Annotated in this window: 18 protein-coding genes; 15 read left to right on the top strand and 3 right to left on the bottom strand. The window is 51.0% G+C overall.

What is annotated here, in order from left to right; translation table 11 throughout:
• Nucleotides 1-54: 54 nt before the first annotated feature.
• Nucleotides 55-1,725: an AMP-binding protein gene (locus E5354_RS08700; RefSeq protein ID WP_123396265.1), complete on the top strand. Its 1,671-nt coding sequence runs from the start codon at nt 55-57 to the stop codon at nt 1,723-1,725.
• 54 nt (nt 1,726-1,779) lie between these two features.
• On the opposite strand, the gene E5354_RS08695 is transcribed toward E5354_RS08700, so the two are convergent.
• Entirely contained in the window at nt 1,780-2,913 is a 1,134-nt protein-coding gene (locus tag E5354_RS08695) for an AI-2E family transporter (RefSeq protein ID WP_123396264.1), read from the bottom strand.
• Nucleotides 2,914-3,149: 236 nt separating this feature from the next.
• On the opposite strand from E5354_RS08695, the gene thrS reads away from it, so the two are divergent.
• The 5 genes from thrS (at nt 3,150) to E5354_RS08670 (ending at nt 8,080) form a co-directional block, all read left to right on the top strand.
• Nucleotides 3,150-5,087: a threonine--tRNA ligase gene (gene thrS / locus E5354_RS08690; protein ID WP_123396263.1), complete on the top strand. Its 1,938-nt coding sequence runs from the start codon at nt 3,150-3,152 to the stop codon at nt 5,085-5,087.
• 63 nt (nt 5,088-5,150) lie between these two features.
• The gene (infC, locus tag E5354_RS08685) at nt 5,151-5,672 is read left to right on the top strand and encodes a translation initiation factor IF-3 (protein ID WP_123396515.1); all 522 of its coding nucleotides are present in this window, start codon (nt 5,151-5,153) and stop codon (nt 5,670-5,672) included.
• A gap of 64 nt (nt 5,673-5,736) precedes the next feature.
• A complete protein-coding gene (gene rpmI, locus E5354_RS08680; protein ID WP_123396262.1) occupies nt 5,737-5,931 on the top strand; it encodes a 50S ribosomal protein L35 in 195 nt (64 codons plus the stop codon).
• Nucleotides 5,932-6,060: 129 nt separating this feature from the next.
• Entirely contained in the window at nt 6,061-6,411 is a 351-nt protein-coding gene (gene rplT / locus E5354_RS08675; RefSeq protein ID WP_123396261.1) for a 50S ribosomal protein L20, read from the top strand.
• A 220-nt stretch (nt 6,412-6,631) separates the two neighbouring features.
• The gene (locus tag E5354_RS08670; RefSeq protein ID WP_123396260.1) at nt 6,632-8,080 is read left to right on the top strand and encodes a tryptophanase; all 1,449 of its coding nucleotides are present in this window, start codon (nt 6,632-6,634) and stop codon (nt 8,078-8,080) included.
• Nucleotides 8,081-8,236: 156 nt separating this feature from the next.
• On the opposite strand, the gene E5354_RS08665 is transcribed toward E5354_RS08670, so the two are convergent.
• Nucleotides 8,237-8,740 carry an RNA polymerase sigma factor gene (locus tag E5354_RS08665; protein ID WP_123396259.1) on the bottom strand — a complete coding sequence of 168 codons (504 nt, stop codon included), beginning with the start codon at nt 8,738-8,740 and terminating at the stop codon, nt 8,237-8,239.
• Nucleotides 8,741-9,176: 436 nt separating this feature from the next.
• Between E5354_RS08665 and E5354_RS08660 the strand changes: the two genes are divergently transcribed.
• From E5354_RS08660 to E5354_RS08635, 6 genes are all read left to right on the top strand, one after another.
• Nucleotides 9,177-9,608, top strand: coding sequence for a dCMP deaminase family protein (locus E5354_RS08660; RefSeq protein WP_123396258.1), 432 nt, complete (start codon nt 9,177-9,179; stop codon nt 9,606-9,608).
• Nucleotides 9,609-9,628: 20 nt separating this feature from the next.
• Entirely contained in the window at nt 9,629-11,263 is a 1,635-nt protein-coding gene (locus E5354_RS08655) for a S41 family peptidase (protein WP_123396257.1), read from the top strand.
• Between the two features lie 24 nt (nt 11,264-11,287).
• On the top strand, nt 11,288-11,854 hold the full coding sequence (locus tag E5354_RS08650) for a 5-formyltetrahydrofolate cyclo-ligase (RefSeq protein WP_123396256.1): 567 nt from the start codon (nt 11,288-11,290) through the stop codon (nt 11,852-11,854).
• Between the two features lie 5 nt (nt 11,855-11,859).
• Nucleotides 11,860-12,546, top strand: coding sequence for a helix-turn-helix transcriptional regulator (locus E5354_RS08645; protein WP_135947213.1), 687 nt, complete (start codon nt 11,860-11,862; stop codon nt 12,544-12,546).
• A 6-nt stretch (nt 12,547-12,552) separates the two neighbouring features.
• The gene (locus E5354_RS08640; RefSeq protein WP_123396254.1) at nt 12,553-13,101 is read left to right on the top strand and encodes a helix-turn-helix transcriptional regulator; all 549 of its coding nucleotides are present in this window, start codon (nt 12,553-12,555) and stop codon (nt 13,099-13,101) included.
• Nucleotides 13,102-13,172: 71 nt separating this feature from the next.
• The gene (locus E5354_RS08635; RefSeq protein ID WP_123396253.1) at nt 13,173-15,149 is read left to right on the top strand and encodes an ABC-F family ATP-binding cassette domain-containing protein; all 1,977 of its coding nucleotides are present in this window, start codon (nt 13,173-13,175) and stop codon (nt 15,147-15,149) included.
• A gap of 30 nt (nt 15,150-15,179) precedes the next feature.
• Here E5354_RS08635 and E5354_RS08630 read toward each other — a convergent pair whose 3' ends face one another.
• On the bottom strand, nt 15,180-15,656 hold the full coding sequence (locus tag E5354_RS08630; RefSeq protein ID WP_135947212.1) for a hypothetical protein: 477 nt from the start codon (nt 15,654-15,656) through the stop codon (nt 15,180-15,182).
• 261 nt (nt 15,657-15,917) lie between these two features.
• Between E5354_RS08630 and E5354_RS08625 the strand changes: the two genes are divergently transcribed.
• The 3 genes from E5354_RS08625 to gadC all read left to right on the top strand — a co-directional run bounded on the left by E5354_RS08625 (nt 15,918) and on the right by gadC (nt 20,018).
• A complete protein-coding gene (locus E5354_RS08625) occupies nt 15,918-17,360 on the top strand; it encodes a glutamate decarboxylase (protein WP_123396251.1) in 1,443 nt (480 codons plus the stop codon).
• A 79-nt stretch (nt 17,361-17,439) separates the two neighbouring features.
• The gene (glsA, locus tag E5354_RS08620; RefSeq protein WP_123396250.1) at nt 17,440-18,405 is read left to right on the top strand and encodes a glutaminase A; all 966 of its coding nucleotides are present in this window, start codon (nt 17,440-17,442) and stop codon (nt 18,403-18,405) included.
• A gap of 26 nt (nt 18,406-18,431) precedes the next feature.
• On the top strand, nt 18,432-20,018 hold the full coding sequence (gadC, locus tag E5354_RS08615; RefSeq protein WP_123396249.1) for a putative glutamine/gamma-aminobutyrate antiporter GadC: 1,587 nt from the start codon (nt 18,432-18,434) through the stop codon (nt 20,016-20,018).
• Nucleotides 20,019-20,061 lie beyond the last annotated feature (43 nt).

Below are 20,061 nucleotides of genomic sequence, written 5' to 3'. Positions count from 1 at the left end.
TATAAGCATATTTTGTACTATTTTTGCGAAAAAGACAGATTAAAAACCGGATTAATGAGCACTTCTGAAACCCTAACCGAGATTTATGCACGCAGTTTCCGTGACAACTGGACATTGCCTGCTTTGACCGACTACAGCACCGATAAGACCGACACCTATGCCCAGATGGCCAAGGGAATCGCACGCATGCATCTGATGTATGAGATGACAGGCGTGAAAAAGGGCGACAAGATAGCCCTTATCGGCAAGAACTCTCCCGGGTGGATAACCGTGTTCATGGCCACCATCACCTACGGCGCAACCATAGTGCCCGTGCTTCAGGACTTCAATCCCGTCGACGCACAGCACATCATAAATCACTCCGAGTCTATTCTGCTGTTTGTCGACAACAACATCTGGGAGTCATTCGAGTTTGAGAAGATGCCCAAGGCAAAGGGTGTGATATCGCTCACCGACGGGAAGATACTCGCCGAGCATCCGCTCAACGAGCGCAAAATCGAGCGTGAACTGAAAAATCTGACCCGCAAATTCAAGAAGCGCTATAAAAAGGGATTCTTCCCCGACGATGTGAACTACCCCATCATGAACGACGACGATATAGCCGTGCTCAACTACACTTCGGGAACCACCGGATTTTCCAAGGGTGTCATGCTCACCTATCGCAACCTGTGGGGCAACGTGACATTCGGCATCCACTCCCGGCTCCATTTCCAGGGCTCGCGATGCCTCTCATTCCTGCCACTCGCCCATGCCTACGGATGTGCATTCGACATGCTTGTGCCGCTCGCCACCGGAACCCACATAACCGTCTTCGGCAAGATACCCTCTCCCAACCTGCTGCTTAAGGCCCTCTCGCAAGTGCGCCCCAATCTCGTAATCTGCGTCCCGCTGATTCTCGAAAAGATATACCGCAAGCAGATTCTCCCCATGATTACCAAGAAAGCCATGCGGTGGGTGCTCGCCATCCCCGGCATCGACAAGGCCTTCTACTCAATCATACGCCGCAAGCTCGTCGAAGCGTTCGGTGGCGAGTTTGAGGAAATAATCGTGGGCGGCGCGCCGCTCAACCCCGAGGTCGAGGAATTCCTTAGCCGCATAAAATTTCCCTTCACTGTGGGATACGGCATGACCGAATGCGGGCCTCTGATCAGCTACACCCCGTGGCGACAGTTTATCGTAGGCTCATCGGGACGAACTCTTCCCGGACTCATGCTAAGCAAAATCGAAAGCCCCGACCCCGAGAACATTCCGGGAGAGATATGCGTAAGAGGAGTAAACGTGATGAAGGGCTACTACAAGAATCCCGAGGCGACGGCCGCAGTGCTCGACGAGGAAGGATGGCTCCACACCGGCGATATGGGCACACGCTCCGAAGATGCCACGATATTCATAAAAGGCCGCTACAAGACCATGATTTTGTCATCCAACGGACAGAACATATATCCCGAAGAGATTGAGGCAAAGCTCAACAACATGCCCTTCGTGTCGGAGAGTCTTGTCGTTGAGCGCAACAAGCGCCTTGTGGCACTCGTGTATCCCGATTATGAAATGATGGACCAATACGGATTGACCTTGGAAGAACTCCCCAAGGAGATGGGCAACATTCTCGTCGAACTAAACAAGCTCGTGGCACCCTACGAAAAAGTCGACCGCATACAGCTCATCGCCAACGAATTTGAGAAGACTCCCAAACGCTCGATAAAGAGGTATCTTTACAACGCTTAAGGTAAAAAACACATAAGATAACAATAAGAGCCGCTCTTAGGGCGGCTCTTATTGTTATCTGCTTTCGGTCGGCCCCGACTTGTCGGCCTCGGCAGGCTGCGATTCATCGGTTTCGGGCGCCGGATTACTTACGTATCGCTCATAGTAAGTCATGATAAGAGCCGTTACAGGCAGGGCTATGATCATGCCTATTATACCCAGCAAGCTGCCCCACACCGACAACGACAACAGTATTATGGCAGGATTCAGTCCCATCTCCTTTCCCATGATGTGGGGAGTTATCACGTAGTCGCATATACACTGGCTCACCACATAGACCAGCAGACACTTGCCCATCTCGGGCAGAAACTCCACCGAACCGCCGAGCGAATATACAAAGCAGATGGCGGCGACCGGAATCAGCGTCACATACTGGAAATAGGGTATCATGTACAATACCCCTACTATTATACCCATGGGAATGGCAAGCGGGAGCCCCACTATTGAAAATCCGATGCAGTAGAACACGGCGGCACACATAGCCACAACTCCCTGACCGCGGAAATAGTGGTTCATGCTGTTTTCCACGTCACGCACCACAACCATTGTGCGAGGACGATACTTGTGAGGGATGATCAGCTTGAATCCGCGCGAAATCTGGGGATAGTCTATGAGAATGAACAAGATGTAAATCAGCGTCAACAGCCACGACAGAATCTCCATGACTACGCCTATCGACTCCTCAAGCAGCGACGACCCCTTGCTAAGCAACGCCTCGATGTGAGAGCCATCGAGCATTCCGCTGATATTGTCGGGGTTGAAGTACTTGTTTATGAAATCCACCACCGTTACATAGAACTTGGGCAACTGCACATCGCCCGACGACACGCTCTTCAGGATGCCGCCAAGCATATTGAGTTCTTTCAGCACCGACGGCAGGAATATGTAGACCACCAGAGCTATAACCACCGCCATGTCGACAAGCGTAAGTATCGATGGAATCACACGCCCCTTGGTTCTCGTGAGCCGGCGGTTCATATTCACTATTGGCTGAAGAATGTAGGCGATGAAACACGCAACAAAAAACGGTAGCAACACATTGCTGAGATAACGCACCAGATATATCAACGCCGCAGTCATGGCAAGCCCTATCACAAGCCACATGATGCGGTCGACAGTCCAATATCGAGATGAAACTTTTGATTGCATAAACAAATAGTCGCGTTAAATTATGTTATTTAAACAATTCCGTTCTCGCCACTGTTCACTGCCGCGATTGCTTACCCCCATAATGAATGCGATTACCCCAAATGTGACAATTACTTCCAATATAATTATGTGAAAGTTTGGATAGTATTGAAATTATTACGTAAATTTGCAGTCGATTTTTTGCATAGGTGTGCCCCTACGGCAAAAACACCGGCAAAACACTATAACGATTTACAATGATAACAATTACATTTCCTGACAAGAGCTCAAGGCAGTACGAAGCCGGCACGACTCCGCTGCAGATTGCCGAAAGCATAAGCTCGCGCTTGGCCCAAGACATTCTTGCGGCCACCGTCAACGGCGAAGAATGGGACATAAGCCGCCCCATCAATAACGACGCCGAAATAAAACTCTTCAAGTGGGATGACCCGGAAGGCAAGCACGCTTTCTGGCACAGTTCGGCCCACCTTCTCGCCGAAGCTCTCCAAGAGCTCTACCCTGGCGTGAAGTTCGGCATAGGCCCTGCCATTGAAAACGGATTCTACTACGACATCGACCCCAACGGTCACACCATAACCGCCGCCGACTTCCCCAAGATCGAGGCCAAGATGACTGAACTCGCCCAAAAGAAAGAGCCCATTGTCAGAGCCGACATCGCAAAAGCCGATGCGATGAAAATGTTTGGCGAGCGCAACGAGGAGTACAAGTGCGAGCTGATCAGCGAGCTTGAGGACGGTCACATAACCACCTACACCCAAGGTGCGTTCACCGACCTGTGCCGCGGTCCTCACCTCCCCAACACCGCCCCCATCAAGGCAGTGAAGATAACCTCTCTTGCCGGTGCTTACTGGCGCGGCGACGAAAAGCGCAACCAGCTTGTGCGCGTCTACGGCATAACATTCCCCAAGAAGAAGATGCTCGACGAGTATCTCGTGCTTTTGGAGGAGGCCAAGAAGCGCGACCACCGCAAGCTTGGCAAGGAGATGGAATTGTTTGCTTTCTCGTCAAATGTCGGCGCCGGACTTCCTCTTTGGCTACCGAAAGGCGCCGCCCTTCGTGACCGCCTTGAGCAATTCCTGCGCAAGATACAGAAACAGTACGGCTACCTGCAGGTAATCACCCCCCACATAGGCAACAAGATGCTCTACGTGACCTCAGGTCACTATGCAAAATACGGCAAGGACTCATTCCAGCCCATCCACACTCCCGAGGAGGGCGAAGAGTACCTGCTCAAACCGATGAACTGCCCTCACCACTGCGAGATATTCAAGGCGTTCCCCCGCTCTTATCGCGAACTCCCCTTGCGACTCGCCGAATTCGGAACGGTCTACCGTTACGAGCAGAGCGGTGAGCTTCACGGACTTACTCGTGTGCGCGGATTTACTCAGGACGACGCTCACATATTCTGCGCCCCCGACCAGATTAAAGATGAGTTCCTAAAGGTGATGGATATCATATTCTACATCTTCAAGGCTCTCAAATTTGACAACTACGAGGCTCAGATTTCACTTCGCGACCCCAAGAACAAGGAGAAATACATCGGTTCCGACGAGAACTGGCACCTTGCCGAGCAGGCCATCATCGAAGCTTGCGCCGAAAAAGGACTGAAAGCCCGCACCGAACTCGGTGAGGCAGCCTTCTACGGCCCGAAGCTCGACTTCATGGTCAAGGACGCAATAGGCCGCCGCTGGCAGCTCGGAACAATTCAGGTCGACTACAACCTTCCCGAACGCTTCCAGCTCGAATACACCGGAGCCGACAACCAGAAGCATCGCCCCGTGATGATTCACCGCGCACCCTTCGGTTCGATGGAACGCTTCGTGGCCGTGCTCCTCGAGCACACCGCCGGACGATTCCCCTTGTGGCTCGCCCCCGACCAGGCTGTGGTGCTCCCCATCAGCGAGAAGTTCAACGACTACGCCTATCAGGTTGCAAAGGAGCTTAACGCCGCCGATGTAAGGGCAATTGTCGACGACCGCAACGAGAAAATCGGAAAGAAAATCCGCGACAACGAGCTCAAGAGAATACCTTATCTGCTCATTGTTGGTGAAAAAGAAGCACAAAATGGTGAAATTTCCGTAAGAAAACAAGGCGAAGGCGATAAAGGTACGATGAAAATTGCTACCTTTGCAAAATATTTGACCGACGAAGTCAACAATATGGTAAATCAATAAAACTACTGAATGGATAACAAACCTGGAAATCAGCCGCATCGCGGCACCCCGCAGCGTAAAGGAATGCCTCAAAAAGAGAAAGACCCTTATGCAATCAATGAACGCATCAGAGCCCGTGAGGTACGCCTCGTCGGCGACAATGTGGAACCGGGAATATACTCCATTCAGGAGGCTCTCCGTCTGGCCGAGGAAGAAGGTCTTGACCTAATCGAGATTTCGGCAAGCGCCAATCCCCCCGTGTGCAAGATTTTGGACTATCAGAAATTCCTCTACCAGCAGAAAAAACGCCTTAAAGAGCAGAAAGCCAAGTCAACCAAGGTGGTTGTGAAGGAGATCCGATTCGGACCCCAGACCGACGACCACGACTACAACTTCAAGCTCAAGCACGCTATGGAATTCCTCAAGGAGGGAGCCAAAGTAAAGGCTTACGTGTTCTTCCGCGGACGCTCAATCCTTTTCAAGGAACAAGGCGAAGTGTTGCTCCTTAAGTTTGCAACCGCCCTTGAGGACTTGGGTAAGCTTGAGCAAATGCCGGTGCTTGAAGGCAAGAGAATGACTATCATGATTTCGCCCAAGAAGAAGTAATCGCAACCAATCAAAGCCGATTCAGAAATATTATATAAACTCGAATTAATTAAAAATTAAAGAAATGCCTAAGGTAAAGACTAATTCCGGTGCCAAAAAGAGGTTCGCCCTTACCGGAACAGGAAAAATCAAAAGAAAACATGCCTTCAAAAGTCACATCCTGACCAAGAAGACTAAGAAACAAAAAAGAAACCTCACCCACTTCTCTACAGTAGCTAAGGCTGACATCCATAATGTCAAGGAGCTGCTCGCAATGTAGTAGGTAGAGGACTCCGATGAGTTTCACCGTTTTTAATTCGTGATTTCTATAATCGTTATTATTAACCGAATGCACAGCTAAAAACCAAAGAGCAATTAAGCCGCTGACATTCAAAAAACATTTTACAAGATGCCAAGATCAGTAAATCATGTTGCTTCAAGAGCACGCCGAAAGAAAATCTTAAAACTCACCCGCGGATACTTCGGTTGCCGCAAGAACGTTTGGACCGTAGCCAAGAACACTTGGGAAAAGGGTCTTACCTACGCTTACCGCGACCGCAAGGACAAGAAGCGCAACTTCCGCGCTCTCTGGATTCAGCGTATCAACGCTGCCGCCCGTCAGGAGAACCTCTCCTACTCTAAGTTGATGGGACTTATCCACAAAGCAGGTATCGAGATCAACCGCAAAGTGCTTGCCGACCTCGCCCTCAACAACCCCGCAGCTTTCAAGGCTGTAGTTGACAAGGTGAAGAACGCATAAATAATTGCGACATCTTATAGAGTCAGGACATCATCCCGCCATCGGGACGGTGTCCTGACTTCTTTTTAAAACTCTCCGAATGACACGCATATCACGCACATCGTATCACAACGACTACTATTAGCCCCGTTTTGCTTGCAAATAATAATTATTGTACTTAAATTTGCATCAAACCATAAAAATCACAAATAATAACCGACAATAAACCAACATTAATTACATGGCAGTAAAATTCTACAAATCGGAAAATCAAGTACCCCTGGAAATGCACAAGGTAAGAGTGGTACAGAAACTCAACCTCTTGCCGGTAGAGAAGCGACTTCAGGCAATCCAGGAGGCCGGAAACAATACATTCCTTCTTCAAAACAAGGACATATACATGGACATGCTCACCGACAGCGGTGTAAACGCGATGTCCGACGAGCAGACAGCCGCAATGTTCACGGCCGACGACTCATACGCGGGAAGCGAAACATTCAACCGCCTGCGTCGCGCAGTCAAGGAGGTATTCGGAACCGAATATCTGTTGCCCGCCCATCAGGGACGAGCCTGCGAGAACATTTTGGCCGAAGCATTCGTGAAGCCCGGTTCGGTGGCTATCATGAACTTCCACTTCACCACAACCAAAGCCCACATAACGCGCTGCGGAGGCGAAGTTATAGAAGTAGTCGACAGCAAAGGTCTGAAACCCCAAAGCGACGACCCGTTCAAGGGCAACTTCAACCTCAACGTACTCGAGGAAACCATCAGGCAATACGGCCCCGAGAATGTAGCATTCGTGCGCGTAGAAGCCGGGACAAACCTCATAGGCGGACAGCCCGTATCGCTCGAGAACATGCTCGCCGTAGCCGATGTGTGTCACAAATACGGCGTAATGAGCGTGCTCGACGCCTCGTTGCTGCAGGACAACGTGTACTTCATGAAGACCCGCGAAGCCCAATGCAAATACATGACAACAAAGCAGATATATCATCTGCTCGCCGACAAGATGGACATAATCTACTTCTCAAGCCGAAAACTGGGATTCGGCCGAGGCGGCGCCATCACAAGCCATAATGAGAGCCTCATGAAAAGCCTCATGGAGTTCATTCCCCTCTACGAAGGCTTCCTCACCTACGGAGGCATGGATGTAAGGTCGATCGAGGCCGTGGCAGTAGGCCTATACGAATCACTCGACATGGACTACATCAGCCAGGGTCCCGAATTCATCCAATACCTCGTAAAAGAGCTCGACGACTACGGAGTACCCGTAATCAAGCCCGCCGGCGGACTTGGAGCCCACCTCAACTGCTCGGAGATACTGCCCGAGCTGCCCCACAACCAATATCCGGCGGCAGCCGTTGCAGCCGCACTCTACATAGCCGGCGGCATCCGAGGCATGGAGCGCGGAACAGTGTCGGAACAGCGCGAACCCGACGGTACGGAACGTTATGCCGAGCTTGAGTTGCTACGCCTCGCCATGCCGCGCCGAGTGTTCACTCTCAGCCAGGTGAAATACTGCGCCGACCGCGTAAAATGGGTGTGGGACAACCGTGACCTCATAGGCGGCCTGCAATGGACCGAAGAGCCCAAGGTGCTGCGCTTCTTCTTCGGCCGAATGAAAGAGATAGGCCACTGGCAGGAGGACCTCACCGAAAAATTCCGAATGGACTTCGGCGACAGCCTGTAACAAGCCATACACACGACGACAAGAGGCAGCTCACTCCGAGCTGCCTCTTGTCGTATACCGGAAAATAAAAGGCGGAATGTCGACCGACAATCCGCCTGTGGTATCAATTTTAATTATGGGCCGTCCTTAGTGGGGCGACAGGCTCCAATGCTGTTTTTAGCGATAGTCCTTCAATGTCTGCTGCAAGCGCTGACGGGCGAAGAAGATGCGGCTCTTAACCGTTCCGAGGGGAAGATTCATCTTTTCGGCGATTTCATTGTACTTGTAGCCGGCAACGTGCATTGAGAACGGAATGCGGTAGTCATCGCTGAATGAGTTGATGGCTGCGGTGATCTCCTTTGCGGCAACCGAACCTTCGGGAGTTTCAAAGCCCGAATCCTGCGGAAGATTGAGGTGATAGAGATCCTCGGTCTGGTCCATTATGGTAGCCGAGCGAACGACTTTGCGGTAGTTGTTGATGAAGATGTTACGCATGATGGTAAACACCCATCCCTTGAAGTTTACATTGTCCACATACTTGTCCTCATTGTCGAGAGCCTTCAAAGTTGTGTCCTGAAGAAGATCGTAAGCATCGTCACGGTTGGAGGTGAGAATATACGCGAAATTCAATAGATTGCTTTGCAATCCGAGAAGCTTGGCTTGAAAATTAGTAGAACCCATAATTGATAATTTTTGATGTTGATGTTGTTTGATACATTTGCTACACAAACGTGTTACAAATTGATTACAATGCAAATATACGCATTATTTTTAATATGCAAGAATTTTATGAAATATTTTTTAGTTAAAATGATATATTTAACATTTTAACACATTTACATAACTGAATACCAATATGTTATGATTACGCACATCATGTTTCACTTTTGTTACATTGCATCACACATCCTGTCACACGCCCGCAAATTCATGCCAAATGCCTGATAAGCACACGATTGTAACACGTTTGCAACATCTTAAAATTTCGTTACATCGGTGAACTTCCCGACAACATATATGTTGCAATAAATAATGCAACATATAATAATGAGAAAGATAGAGTGCTCATAACCTAAATATATTTAGTATCTTTGTGTCGTATAAGTTTCAGTTCCAAATGAATTCACAGGAGAAACAATGCTTGCTCGACAAGCGCTATCTACGCATGGCAAGAATCTGGGCGGAAAATTCCTATTGTCAGCGTCGCAAGGTCGGAGCCCTTTTAGTAAAGGACCAAATGATAATATCCGACGGGTACAATGGTACACCGGCCGGATTTGAAAACGTGTGCGAGGACGAAAACGGAGTCACCAAGCCCTACGTGCTTCACGCCGAAGCCAACGCCATCACCAAAGTGGCCCGCATAGGCAACAGCAGCGAAGGTTCCACATTATATATAACGGCCTCGCCGTGCCTCGAGTGTTCCAAGCTCATAATTCAGGCAGGAATAAAGCGTGTGGTCTACAACGACCTCTACCGCATCCAGGACGGACTTGAGATCCTGCGCCGCGCCGGAGTCGAATGCACCCACATAGCCGAAATAGATTGACGACACACCCACATTAATATATGAAAAATAGTAAAAACACAATCGCATGGATTCCGATAGTCATCGCCCTGTCACTAATCGGGGGTATATGGCTGGGACTGCACTTCAGCAACAAGGTTTCGCACACATCGGGACAGCGTAAGCTCGACAATATACTCGGACTCATTGAAAGCGACTATGTCGACGAAGTCGACATAGACTCTATTATCGAGTTGACCATTCCAAAGCTAATGGCCAACCTCGATCCCCACTCCACCTATATTCCCGCATCGGAACTTCAGGCAGTCAACGAAGACCTTGACGGCTCATTCAGCGGAATAGGAGTGTCATTCACCATGCTCACCGACACCGTCACTATAAACGAGGTAATCCCCGGCGGCCCCTCCGAGAAGGTGGGAATTATGCCCGGCGACCGCGTCATCACTATCGATGACTCGCTTGTAGCCGGTCAGGGAATCGTCAACACCGACATCGTGAAAATGCTCCGAGGTGAGAAAGGCACCACCGTGAATCTCGGCATAAAGCGCAACAATAGCAATAACCTCCTCACATTTGAAGTGACGCGCGGCGACATCCCCGTCAACACTGTCGACGCCGCCTATCTTATAAACCCCACCACAGGATATGTGAAGGTCAACAAATTCGGACGCACCACCTACAGCGAGTTCTTTACCTCGCTCGTGAAGCTCAAGGCAGCAGGAGCGCGCAACTTCATTCTCGACCTGCGAGGCAACGGCGGCGGATTCATGGAGATGGCAATAATGATGGCCAATGAGTTTCTCCCGGCCAACAGCCCCATCGTCTACACCCGCGGACGCAACGACGACGATGAAAGCCGCGTGTTCAGCGACGGCACCGGATCGTTTATCGACTCCGAACTTGTAGTGCTCATCGACGAGTACTCGGCAAGCGCGAGCGAAATTTTCGCCGGAGCCATGCAGGACAACGACCGCGCACTTATCGTAGGCCGACGCTCATTCGGCAAGGGACTCGTGCAACGACAGACAACGCTGCCCGACAGCAGCGCCATACGCCTCACCGTGTCACGCTACCACACACCCTCGGGACGCTGCATCCAGAAGGACTATCAGCTCGGCAAGCGAGGCACCTACGAGCAGGAGATTCTCGACCGCTACGACCACGGCGAGTTCTATAACTCCGACAGCATCAAGTTTAACAAGGATCTACAGTACACCACTGCAGGCGGCCGCACCGTCTACGGAGGCGGAGGCATAATGCCCGACTTCTTCGTACCCAACGACACCGCAGGCATATCAAGCTACTACATCAACGTGCTCAACGCCGGCCTGCTGCAGCGATTTGCCTTCGAGTACAGCGACCGCTACCGCGAACGTCTGAGCGCGGCCAAAAACGTAAACGAGATACTCGCCCTGCTCCCGCCCGACGACGAGCTGCTGCAGCTCTTTGTAAGCTATGCCGCCCAGAACGGCATCCCGGCTCGATGGTACTACATCAACATTTCCCAAGGATTGATTGTTAATTACCTGAAGGCTTTGATTGCAAGCGACATTATCGGTCGACAAGCCTACTACGAGGTTGCCAACACAATCGACCCGGCATTCAACCAGGCGGTAACACATCTCGAACAAGGCGACGCGGCGGTTCCGATAACAGCTCAAGGCAAAGTCAACTGACACAACACCCAAAAGCTGATTACGATGAAAAAGGAAGAAATACGCAGCCGCATAAAGGCTCACAAGGCACTTCTGTCGGAGCAAGAGCGTCGACAGGCTGCCGAGGCTGCATTCTCGATGCTTGAAAAGTCGGTAGCGTTCATGATGGCCGACAAGATATTGATGTACCACTCCCTGCCCGACGAGCTGTCGACAATCGACTTCATCGACAAGTGGCACACCCGCAAGCACTTCTTCCTGCCGCGTGTCAACGGAGTCAACCTCGATGTGCTGCCCTACGACCGCACCCGACTGCAATACGGCTCATTCCACATCGAAGAGCCCACGGGCGACGACATTGAGGACATCGACAACATCGAACTGATAATCGTGCCCGGAATAGCCTACGACAACCGGGGCAACCGCGTGGGACGCGGCAAAGGCTATTACGACCGCCTGCTGAGCCGCACCAAAGCCACCAAGATAGGCATAGGCTACGACTTCCAGCTCGTCGATGAAATCGACAGCGAGCCCCATGACATCACGATGGACATCGTGATCACCGACTCACGCATCATAAACATCAAATCACGCAACAAGCACAACGGCTGAACAAAATGGCACTGATATATTCCAACACTAAACTCTGCGATGTAATCAACAATGAGCCTTCGGTGATTCCCGTAATCAACCGATTCGGAATATATCTCGGCACTGGCGACAGCTCGATCGAGGCCGTGTGCCGCAATCACGGGCTCGACACCGAGTTTTTCCTCACCATCCTCAACACCTTCATCAACGAGAGCTACTTCCCCGAGGAAACGCTCATGTCGTTCAGCGCCCATGAGATAATCAGCTATCTGATAAAGACCAACAACTACTACACCAAGTTTCAGCTCCCCAACATCCAGCGGCATTTCAAGCTGCTGCTCTCGTCGAGCGACGGCAACAACAATAATCTCGAACTGATGCTGCGATTCTTCGAGGGGCTGAAAAACGACATAGTAAAACGCATCGACAGCGACACCGCACAATGGTTTCCGGCAATCATTGCAATGGAAAACGGACAAGCCCCCTCGGCGCCATTGTGCCTTGACGACGAAAGCACCACGATAGAGGATAAACTGAGCGACCTCAAAAACATGTTTATCATGCACCTATCGGGCCAATACGACCTCAACCTTTGCTATGGCGTGATCGTTGCCATCATCACGCTTGAGAAGGACATCCGACAGAACAACAGGATACGCAACCGCATCCTGCTGCCCATAAGCCGCTCACTTCTTTCTCAATTCGACAAATAGCCGGTCATGACGGTCAACATAGCACTCGACAGCACTTTATGCGCATTGGGGCTGAAGTACATTCTCAGCGAATACTTCGACATCAACGCCAACATAATCGCCGACAACTCGACACCCGAAGCCGGCGACACTTCGTCGGCGCTCTACATCGTCACTCCGGCCCGCTACTGCGCCAATCTCGACTTCTTCATAGCACGCCGCTCGCGCTGCATCGTCACCGGCACGGCCGAGGGAACGCTCGACCCGGCAGCCGATGAATCGCAGATTGTCGACCGCCTGCGCCAACTGCTTAAAAGCCACGACAACTCACAGTCGGGCCAGGCCGCCACGCTGTCGCAGCGCGAAGTGGAGGTGTTGCGCCTTGTAGCGCTCGGACTGATAAACAAGGAAATCGCCGACCGGCTGAACATCAGCTTCAACACCGTGCTGTCGCATCGCAAGAACATCACCGCCAAGCTCGGCATAAAGAGTGTGCCGGGACTCAGCGTATACGCAATGATGAACGGCTACATAAGCGAGGCCGACCTCAACAACAAATCCAATCAGTCGCGTTAAGCAAAAATATGTTAACACGTTGGCTCTATTATGCCAACTGTCGTAACTTTGCAAGCCAAACAAGTCTATAAATGATCTCGATAAACAACCTGTCAGTTGAATTCAGCGCCAAGAGCCTCTTTGACAACATCAACTATGTCATCAACAAGAAGGACAAGATAGCCCTCGTAGGCAAGAACGGCGCCGGAAAGTCAACGATGCTCAAGATAATAGCCGGACTCCAGCACCCCACATCGGGTTCGGTGGCGGTTCCTCAAGGCGTGACCATAGGTTATCTGCCTCAGCACATGACCATCTCCGACTCCTTGACCGTAATCGAGGAGGTGCGCAAGGCCTTCTCCTCGATCGACGAGATGCACGCACGTTTCGACCGGCTTAACGAGCAGCTTGCCTCTCGCACCGACTACGACAGCCCCGAATACCAGAAACTCATCGACAACATAACCACCCTCACCGAACACATCGCCATGGCCGAGAGCGAAAACTGCGAGGCCGAAATGGAGAAGACCCTCATAGGACTCGGATTCAAGCGAAGCGACTTCAATCGCCCCACAGCCGAGTTCAGCGGCGGATGGCGCATGCGCATCGAGCTGGCCAAGCTGCTGCTTACGCGTCCCGATGTGCTGCTGCTCGACGAGCCCACCAACCACCTCGACATCGAATCGATCCAATGGCTTGAAAACTTCCTGATAACCAAAGCCAACGCTGTAGTACTCGTGTCGCACGACCGCGCGTTCATCGACAATGTGACCAACCGCACAATCGAGATTTCGCTCGGAAAGATTTACGACTACTCGGTCAACTACTCAAAGTATGTGGTGCTGCGTCAGGAGCGGCTCGAACAGCAGCGACGCGCCTACATGAACCAGCAGAAGCAGATTCAGGACACCGAAGAGTTCATCGAGCGTTTCCGCTACAAGGCCACCAAGTCGGTGCAGGTACAGAGCCGCATCAAGCAGTTGGCCAAGATTGAGCGCATCGAAGTCGACGAGGTCGACACATCGCACCTCAACTTGCGATTCCCTCCGGCCCCGCGCTCGGGCGACTACCCCGTCATAGCCGACAATGTAGGCAAGGCCTATGGCGACCATCAAGTGTTTGACCACGCCACGTTCACCATCAAGCGCGGCGAGAAAGTGGCCTTTGTGGGCAAAAACGGCGAAGGCAAGTCGACGCTCGTCAAGTGCATCATGAACGAGATTCCCTATACCGGCTCGCTGAAGATAGGCCACAATGTCAAGATAGGATACTTCGCTCAGAACCAGGCACAGCTGCTCGACGGCGAGATTACCGTATTCGACACTATCGACCGCGTTGCCGTAGGCGACATCCGCACCAAGATTCGCGACATACTCGGCGCGTTCATGTTTGGCGGCGAGGCATCCGACAAGAAAGTCAAGGTGCTGTCAGGCGGTGAAAAAACCCGACTCGCAATGATACGCCTGCTCCTGGAGCCGGTCAACCTGCTCATTCTCGACGAGCCCACCAACCACCTCGACATGGGCACAAAGGATATCCTCAAGCAAGCCATAAAGGAGTTCAACGGCACGGTAATCGTTGTGAGCCACGACCGAGAATTTCTCGACGGGCTTGTCGAAAAAGTATATGAGTTCGGCGACGGCAAGGTCAAGGAGTGCCTTGGAGGAATCTATGAATTCCTTGAAAAGAAGAAGCTGTCGTCGCTCAACGAACTTGAGAAGTCGCAGCCGGCCACCCGTCAGGAAAGCGCAAAGACACCTGCAGCATCCGACAAAAAGGAGCGCACACCCGAAGCCCCGGCCGATGAGAAGGCAGTGCGCAAGCTGAGCTATGCCGAGCAGCGCGAACGCGACAAGATGCTGAAACGCGCCGAGCGCAAAGTAAAGGACGCCGAGGAGGAGATAGCCCGAATCGAGCAGGAAATAGCCGATGTCGAAGCCCGCATATCGGCAGGCGAGGTAGAGCCCGAGATATTCGACACTCACGCCGCACTAAACAAGAAACTCGACAACGCCATGAGCCTGTGGGAGCTTGCCACAATCGAGCTTGAGGAGTTCAAGAAATCCTAAGTCCCCGTTCCCCAATATTTGGGTACGGGTCTAAGAGCCTTCCCGCTCATGCCTGTCAAAGCGGCCTCCGTTACCCGGACGCCCTACACTATACGCCTCATGCCCGCCATGAGGCGTTTTTTTGTTAAAAACAGGTTCCCCGAGTCCTTGCCCCATTACTGAATCGGCTGAGCCTTCACTCTGCCCGGAACCGGATTGCGAAGCTGCCGCTTGCTGCTCCATCGCAGCGAGGCGGGCAGCCTTCTTGCGCGCACGATAGCGGCGCTGACGCTCGCGGGCGAGGCGGCGACGCCTGATTGTGGGATAGATGAGCATGAACAGCGAGCGCACAAGGTCGTCCTTGATAGTGCCTATCAAATCGCTGTGGTTATGATTCTGATAATAATCGAGCCAGTAGTATATCTCGCTGTGATAGCACACCGGTATCTGATTGATGGCATCGACCCACAGTTGGTCAAACTTCAGCTTGTAGACCCTCTTGCTTTTCTTGATTTCGTTGTTTTCCATGACATTATCTTTTTCTGCAAAGATAATGCGCCCAAGCGCCCGATTTCACCCCATAATGTCGCGAAGCGCATTCACCCTAAATAGCAATTTGCTGCGTATGGTACGTTAAAATGCGCTAATATCATCATGCGAATCAATCACATTCAAAAATAAAATGTTATTAAAAATATATGAAATATGGCATCTGCTCGGTATAATGATCAATGACACATGGCATATCTCAAATATACATCATAATTAAAACTTAAAATTTAAACTAAAATGGTCGACAAAAATTTCCGCTACGGCGATGCCAAAACCGATACATTCGGTTCTGATGCCATGCTTCAACCCTCACCGGTAGAAAAGATTCCCGACGGTCCCACCACACCTGAGATCGCTTATCAGATGGTAAAGGACGAAACATTCGCCCAGACCCAGCCGCGTCTTAATCTTGCGACATTCGTAACCACCTACATGGACGATTACGCAACCAAGCTGATGAACGAGGCAATCAACATCAACTACATTGATGAAACCGAATATCCGCGTGTAGCCGTAATCAACGGCAAGTGTATCAACATAGTTGCCAATCTATGGAACTCGCCCGAGCAATCCAAGTGGAAAACAGGAGCCGTAGCCATAGGTTCATCCGAAGCCTGTATGCTTGGCGGTATCGCAGCATGGATTCGCTGGCGTGAACGCCGTCAAAAGGAGGGCAAACCGTTTGACAAGCCTAATTTCGTAATATCGACAGGCTATCAGATTGTATGGGAAAAATTCGCCCAGCTTTGGCAGATTGAAATGCGTACAGTGCCTTTGACTCTTGAAAAGACCACCCTCGACCCCGAGGCAGCAATTAAGCTTTGTGACGAAAACACCATCTGCGTAGTTCCTATCCAAGGTGTCACCTGGACCGGCCTTAATGACGACGTAGAAGCTCTCGACGCAGCTCTTGACGCTTATAACGCAAAGACCGGCTACGACATTCCTATTCATGTCGACGCCGCTTCAGGAGGCTTCATACTTCCGTTCCTCAACCCCGAAAAGAAGTGGGACTTCCGTCTTAAGTGGGTTCTGTCAATCAGTACTTCAGGCCACAAGTTCGGCCTCGTATACCCGGGCCTTGGTTGGGTAGTATGGAAGGACAAGCAGTATCTTCCCGACGTGATGTCATTCAGCGTCAACTATCTTGGAGCCGAAATACGCCAGGTGGGCTTGAACTTCTCTCGTCCGGCCGCCCAGATTCTCGGACAGTACTATCAGTTCATCCGCTTGGGCTTTGAAGGCTACAAGAATGTACAGTACAACTCACTTTCAGTGTGCAAGTATATCCATGAGCAGATTGCAACCCGTGCTCCTTTTGTCAACTATTCACCTGATGTTCCCAATCCTTTGTTCGCATGGTTGATGAAGCCTGAATATCAGAAGACCGCCAAGTGGACCCTCTTTGACCTTCAGGACAAGCTCGCTCAGAAGGGCTGGATGGTACCTGCCTATACAATGCCTGCCAATATCGAAAACATCGTAGTAATGAGAGTTGTGTGCAAGCAGGGCTTCAGCCGCGACATGGCCGACCAGCTTCTTGCCGACATAGACTTCGCCGTCAATGAGCTCAACGCTTTGGAATACCCGACTCCAACACGTATAGCCATGGAGAAGAATGTTCCATTGACGACCAAGACATTCAACCACACAGGACGTCCGGCACCAGCCGCTAAATAACTAATTCATTCAAGCCGCCGGTGACTATGGTTCATTCGACATGGTCACCGGCAACTTGATTACAGCACATCCCCCGATTATGAACAAGACTATAACAGTTGCCCAAATCAGGCAGGCGGCACAAGAGGCCTTCGACGAGAGTCGCAATCTAAAAGGCGGAGCCAATGCCGATTATATTCCATATCTGGCCAACATAGACTCAAATCTGTTTGGGCTGAGCATAACGCTGCTCGATGGCCAGGTCATAAACATAGGCGATACCGATTACAAGTTTGGCATCGAATCAATATCAAAGGTTCCTACAGCCATACTCGCCATGCAGCAGCACGGCACGGCAACTGTACTTAAAATGATTGGAGCCGATGCCACCGGACTTCCGTTCAATTCGATATTCGCAATTCTGCTTGAAAACGACCATCCGTCGACTCCTCTCGTCAACGCCGGGGCTATAACCGCCTGCTCGATGATCACCCCAAAAGGCGACTCTGACGCCAAGTGGAAAGCAATCGTCGACAACATAACCAAGCTATGCGGCTCAGCGCCCCAACTTATCGACGAGCTCTACAAGAGCGAAAGCGACACCAACTTCAACAATCGCGCAATAGCGTGGCTGCTCAAAAACTACAATCGGATATATGACGATGTACCCATGAGCCTCGACCTATACACGCGTCAATGTTCACTTGGAGTCACGGCTTCACAGCTATCGGTCATGGCGGCCACAATCGCCAACAACGGATGCAATCCATTGACAGGCAACAAGGTTTTCGACCCCGACATCACTCCCAAAGTAACTTCCCTCATAGCCACCGTAGGTTTCTACGAACACACCGGCGACTGGCTTTATACCTCAGGATTGCCGGCTAAAAGCGGAGTGGGTGGCGGAGTGCTCGGAGTGCTGCCCGGCATAATGGGAATAGCCGCATTCGCTCCACCGCTTGACAACGCAGGAAACTCCGTGAAGGCTCAGGCTGCAATAAAGGCATTTGCCAACAAACTCGGTCTTGGAATATTCAACGGCAATAACATCACTATTCAAAAATGACAACCTAACAATTAATTATATTCAATATGGCTAACTCTAATATTAAAGCGGTCGCTAAACTCGGCGTAGGCACCCTGATCATGTTGAATGTCGTAGCCGTAGTGTCACTTCGAGGACTTCCCGCCGAAGCTGAGTACGGCATCAGTTCCGCATTCTATTATCTTTTTGCCGCATTTGTATTTCTGATTCCTGTTTCATTGGTATCTGCCGAGCTGGCGGCGATGTTCCCCTATCAGCAAGGCGGTATGTTCCGCTGGGTGGGAGAGGCATTCGGCGAGAAGCTCGGATTTCTCGGCATCTGGCTGCAATGGATCGAAAACACCATCTGGTATCCTACCGTATTGACATTCGGAGCTGTGGCTCTGGCTTTCATCGGCATGAACCATGGCGCTGACTCTGTGCTTGCATCCAATAAGATTTACTCGCTCGTTGTTGTGCTTGCCATCTACTGGCTTGCCACATTCATATCGCTGAAAGGCATGGGATGGGTAGGAAAAATTTCCAAGATAGGCGGTATGGTAGGCACCATAATACCTGTAATCATCCTCACCATTCTCGGAGTGATATACTTGTGTGTGGGCGGTACTCCTCAAATGAATCTTCACGGCAACTTCATCCCCGACCTCTCAAAGTTTGACAACATCGTCCTTGCTGCATCAATATTCCTGTTTTATGCCGGCATGGAGCTGTCGGGCGTACACGTACGCGAGATTAAAAATCCTACCGTCAACTATCCTAAGGCCGTGTTCCTCGGAGCATTGATCACCGTGCTTGTATTCATATTCGGTACATACGCCCTCGGACTTATCATCCCGGCAAAGGACATCAACCTTGTACAAAGCCTTCTTGTAGGATTTGACAACTACTTCAGCTATTTCCACATCAGTTGGCTTTCGCCCGTCATGGCAATAGCCCTCGTGTTTGGAGTGCTCGCAGGTGTTCTGACATGGGTTTCCGGACCATCCAAAGGTATACTTGCCGTAGGTAAGGCCGGTTATCTGCCCCCATTCTTCCAGAAGACAAATAAGAACGGCATTCAGCGCAACATCCTTCTCATTCAGGGAGGCGCAGTAACCCTATTGTCGCTGCTGTTTGTTGTCATGCCGTCGGTTGAAAGCTTCTACCAGATTCTGTCACAGTTGACCGTACTACTGTACCTTATCGCTTATCTGCTGATGTTCTCGGCTGCAATATATCTTCGCTACACAATGAAGAAGGCGAAGCGCCCGTTCCGCATCGGAAGTCACGGCAACTGGCTCATGTGGCTGGTAGGTGGCGTTGGATTTGCAGGCTCACTACTCGCATTCGTGCTCAGCTTCTTGCCTCCGGGCCAGGTAGCCATAGGCTCAAATACGGTCTGGTACTTGGTACTTATAGGCGGAGTGATCATATTTGTTGTAGCACCGTTTATCATCCTGCGATTCCGCAAACCGTCATGGGTGGCAAAGGGATCTGACTTCGTGCCTTTCCATTGGCAGACCGACCCCGCTTCACAAGCCCGACTCGCCGAAGCCGAAGCTCAATTTGAAGCATCAGAGGGAATAGCCGCGCCTACAGCTAAACCGGCTGCTGACGCAACAGCACAACCCGACAAGACTTCAACCAAGTCATAAAACAATAAAATCACAGCAAGATACCGATGGATTCATCCATCGG

It is taken from the genome of Muribaculum sp. NM65_B17 (assembly GCF_004793735.1).
Classification (GTDB): Bacteria; Bacteroidota; Bacteroidia; order Bacteroidales; family Muribaculaceae; genus Muribaculum; species Muribaculum gordoncarteri.
Note: the sequence above shows the minus strand (reverse complement) of the source record. Positions and strands in the feature narration are given on the sequence as shown.

Excerpts from the sequence above, each read along its gene's own strand:
- E5354_RS08635 (WP_123396253.1), top strand. The coding sequence starts at position 13,173 with ATGATCTCGATAAACAACCTGTCAGTTGAATTCAGCGCCAAGAGCCTC.
- glsA (WP_123396250.1), top strand. The coding sequence starts at position 17,440 with ATGAACAAGACTATAACAGTTGCCCAAATCAGGCAGGCGGCACAAGAG.
- infC (WP_123396515.1), top strand. The coding sequence starts at position 5,151 with ATGCCTCAAAAAGAGAAAGACCCTTATGCAATCAATGAACGCATCAGA.
- E5354_RS08700 (WP_123396265.1), top strand. The coding sequence starts at position 55 with ATGAGCACTTCTGAAACCCTAACCGAGATTTATGCACGCAGTTTCCGT.
- E5354_RS08630 (WP_135947212.1), bottom strand. The coding sequence starts at position 15,656 with ATGGAAAACAACGAAATCAAGAAAAGCAAGAGGGTCTACAAGCTGAAG.
- E5354_RS08670 (WP_123396260.1), top strand. The coding sequence starts at position 6,632 with ATGGCAGTAAAATTCTACAAATCGGAAAATCAAGTACCCCTGGAAATG.
- thrS (WP_123396263.1), top strand. The coding sequence starts at position 3,150 with ATGATAACAATTACATTTCCTGACAAGAGCTCAAGGCAGTACGAAGCC.
- E5354_RS08640 (WP_123396254.1), top strand. The coding sequence starts at position 12,553 with ATGACGGTCAACATAGCACTCGACAGCACTTTATGCGCATTGGGGCTG.
- rplT (WP_123396261.1), top strand. The coding sequence starts at position 6,061 with ATGCCAAGATCAGTAAATCATGTTGCTTCAAGAGCACGCCGAAAGAAA.
- E5354_RS08655 (WP_123396257.1), top strand. The coding sequence starts at position 9,629 with ATGAAAAATAGTAAAAACACAATCGCATGGATTCCGATAGTCATCGCC.
- E5354_RS08665 (WP_123396259.1), bottom strand. The coding sequence starts at position 8,740 with ATGGGTTCTACTAATTTTCAAGCCAAGCTTCTCGGATTGCAAAGCAAT.
- E5354_RS08650 (WP_123396256.1), top strand. The coding sequence starts at position 11,288 with ATGAAAAAGGAAGAAATACGCAGCCGCATAAAGGCTCACAAGGCACTT.
- E5354_RS08695 (WP_123396264.1), bottom strand. The coding sequence starts at position 2,913 with ATGCAATCAAAAGTTTCATCTCGATATTGGACTGTCGACCGCATCATG.
- E5354_RS08625 (WP_123396251.1), top strand. The coding sequence starts at position 15,918 with ATGGTCGACAAAAATTTCCGCTACGGCGATGCCAAAACCGATACATTC.
- E5354_RS08645 (WP_135947213.1), top strand. The coding sequence starts at position 11,860 with ATGGCACTGATATATTCCAACACTAAACTCTGCGATGTAATCAACAAT.
- E5354_RS08660 (WP_123396258.1), top strand. The coding sequence starts at position 9,177 with ATGAATTCACAGGAGAAACAATGCTTGCTCGACAAGCGCTATCTACGC.
- rpmI (WP_123396262.1), top strand. The coding sequence starts at position 5,737 with ATGCCTAAGGTAAAGACTAATTCCGGTGCCAAAAAGAGGTTCGCCCTT.
- gadC (WP_123396249.1), top strand. The coding sequence starts at position 18,432 with ATGGCTAACTCTAATATTAAAGCGGTCGCTAAACTCGGCGTAGGCACC.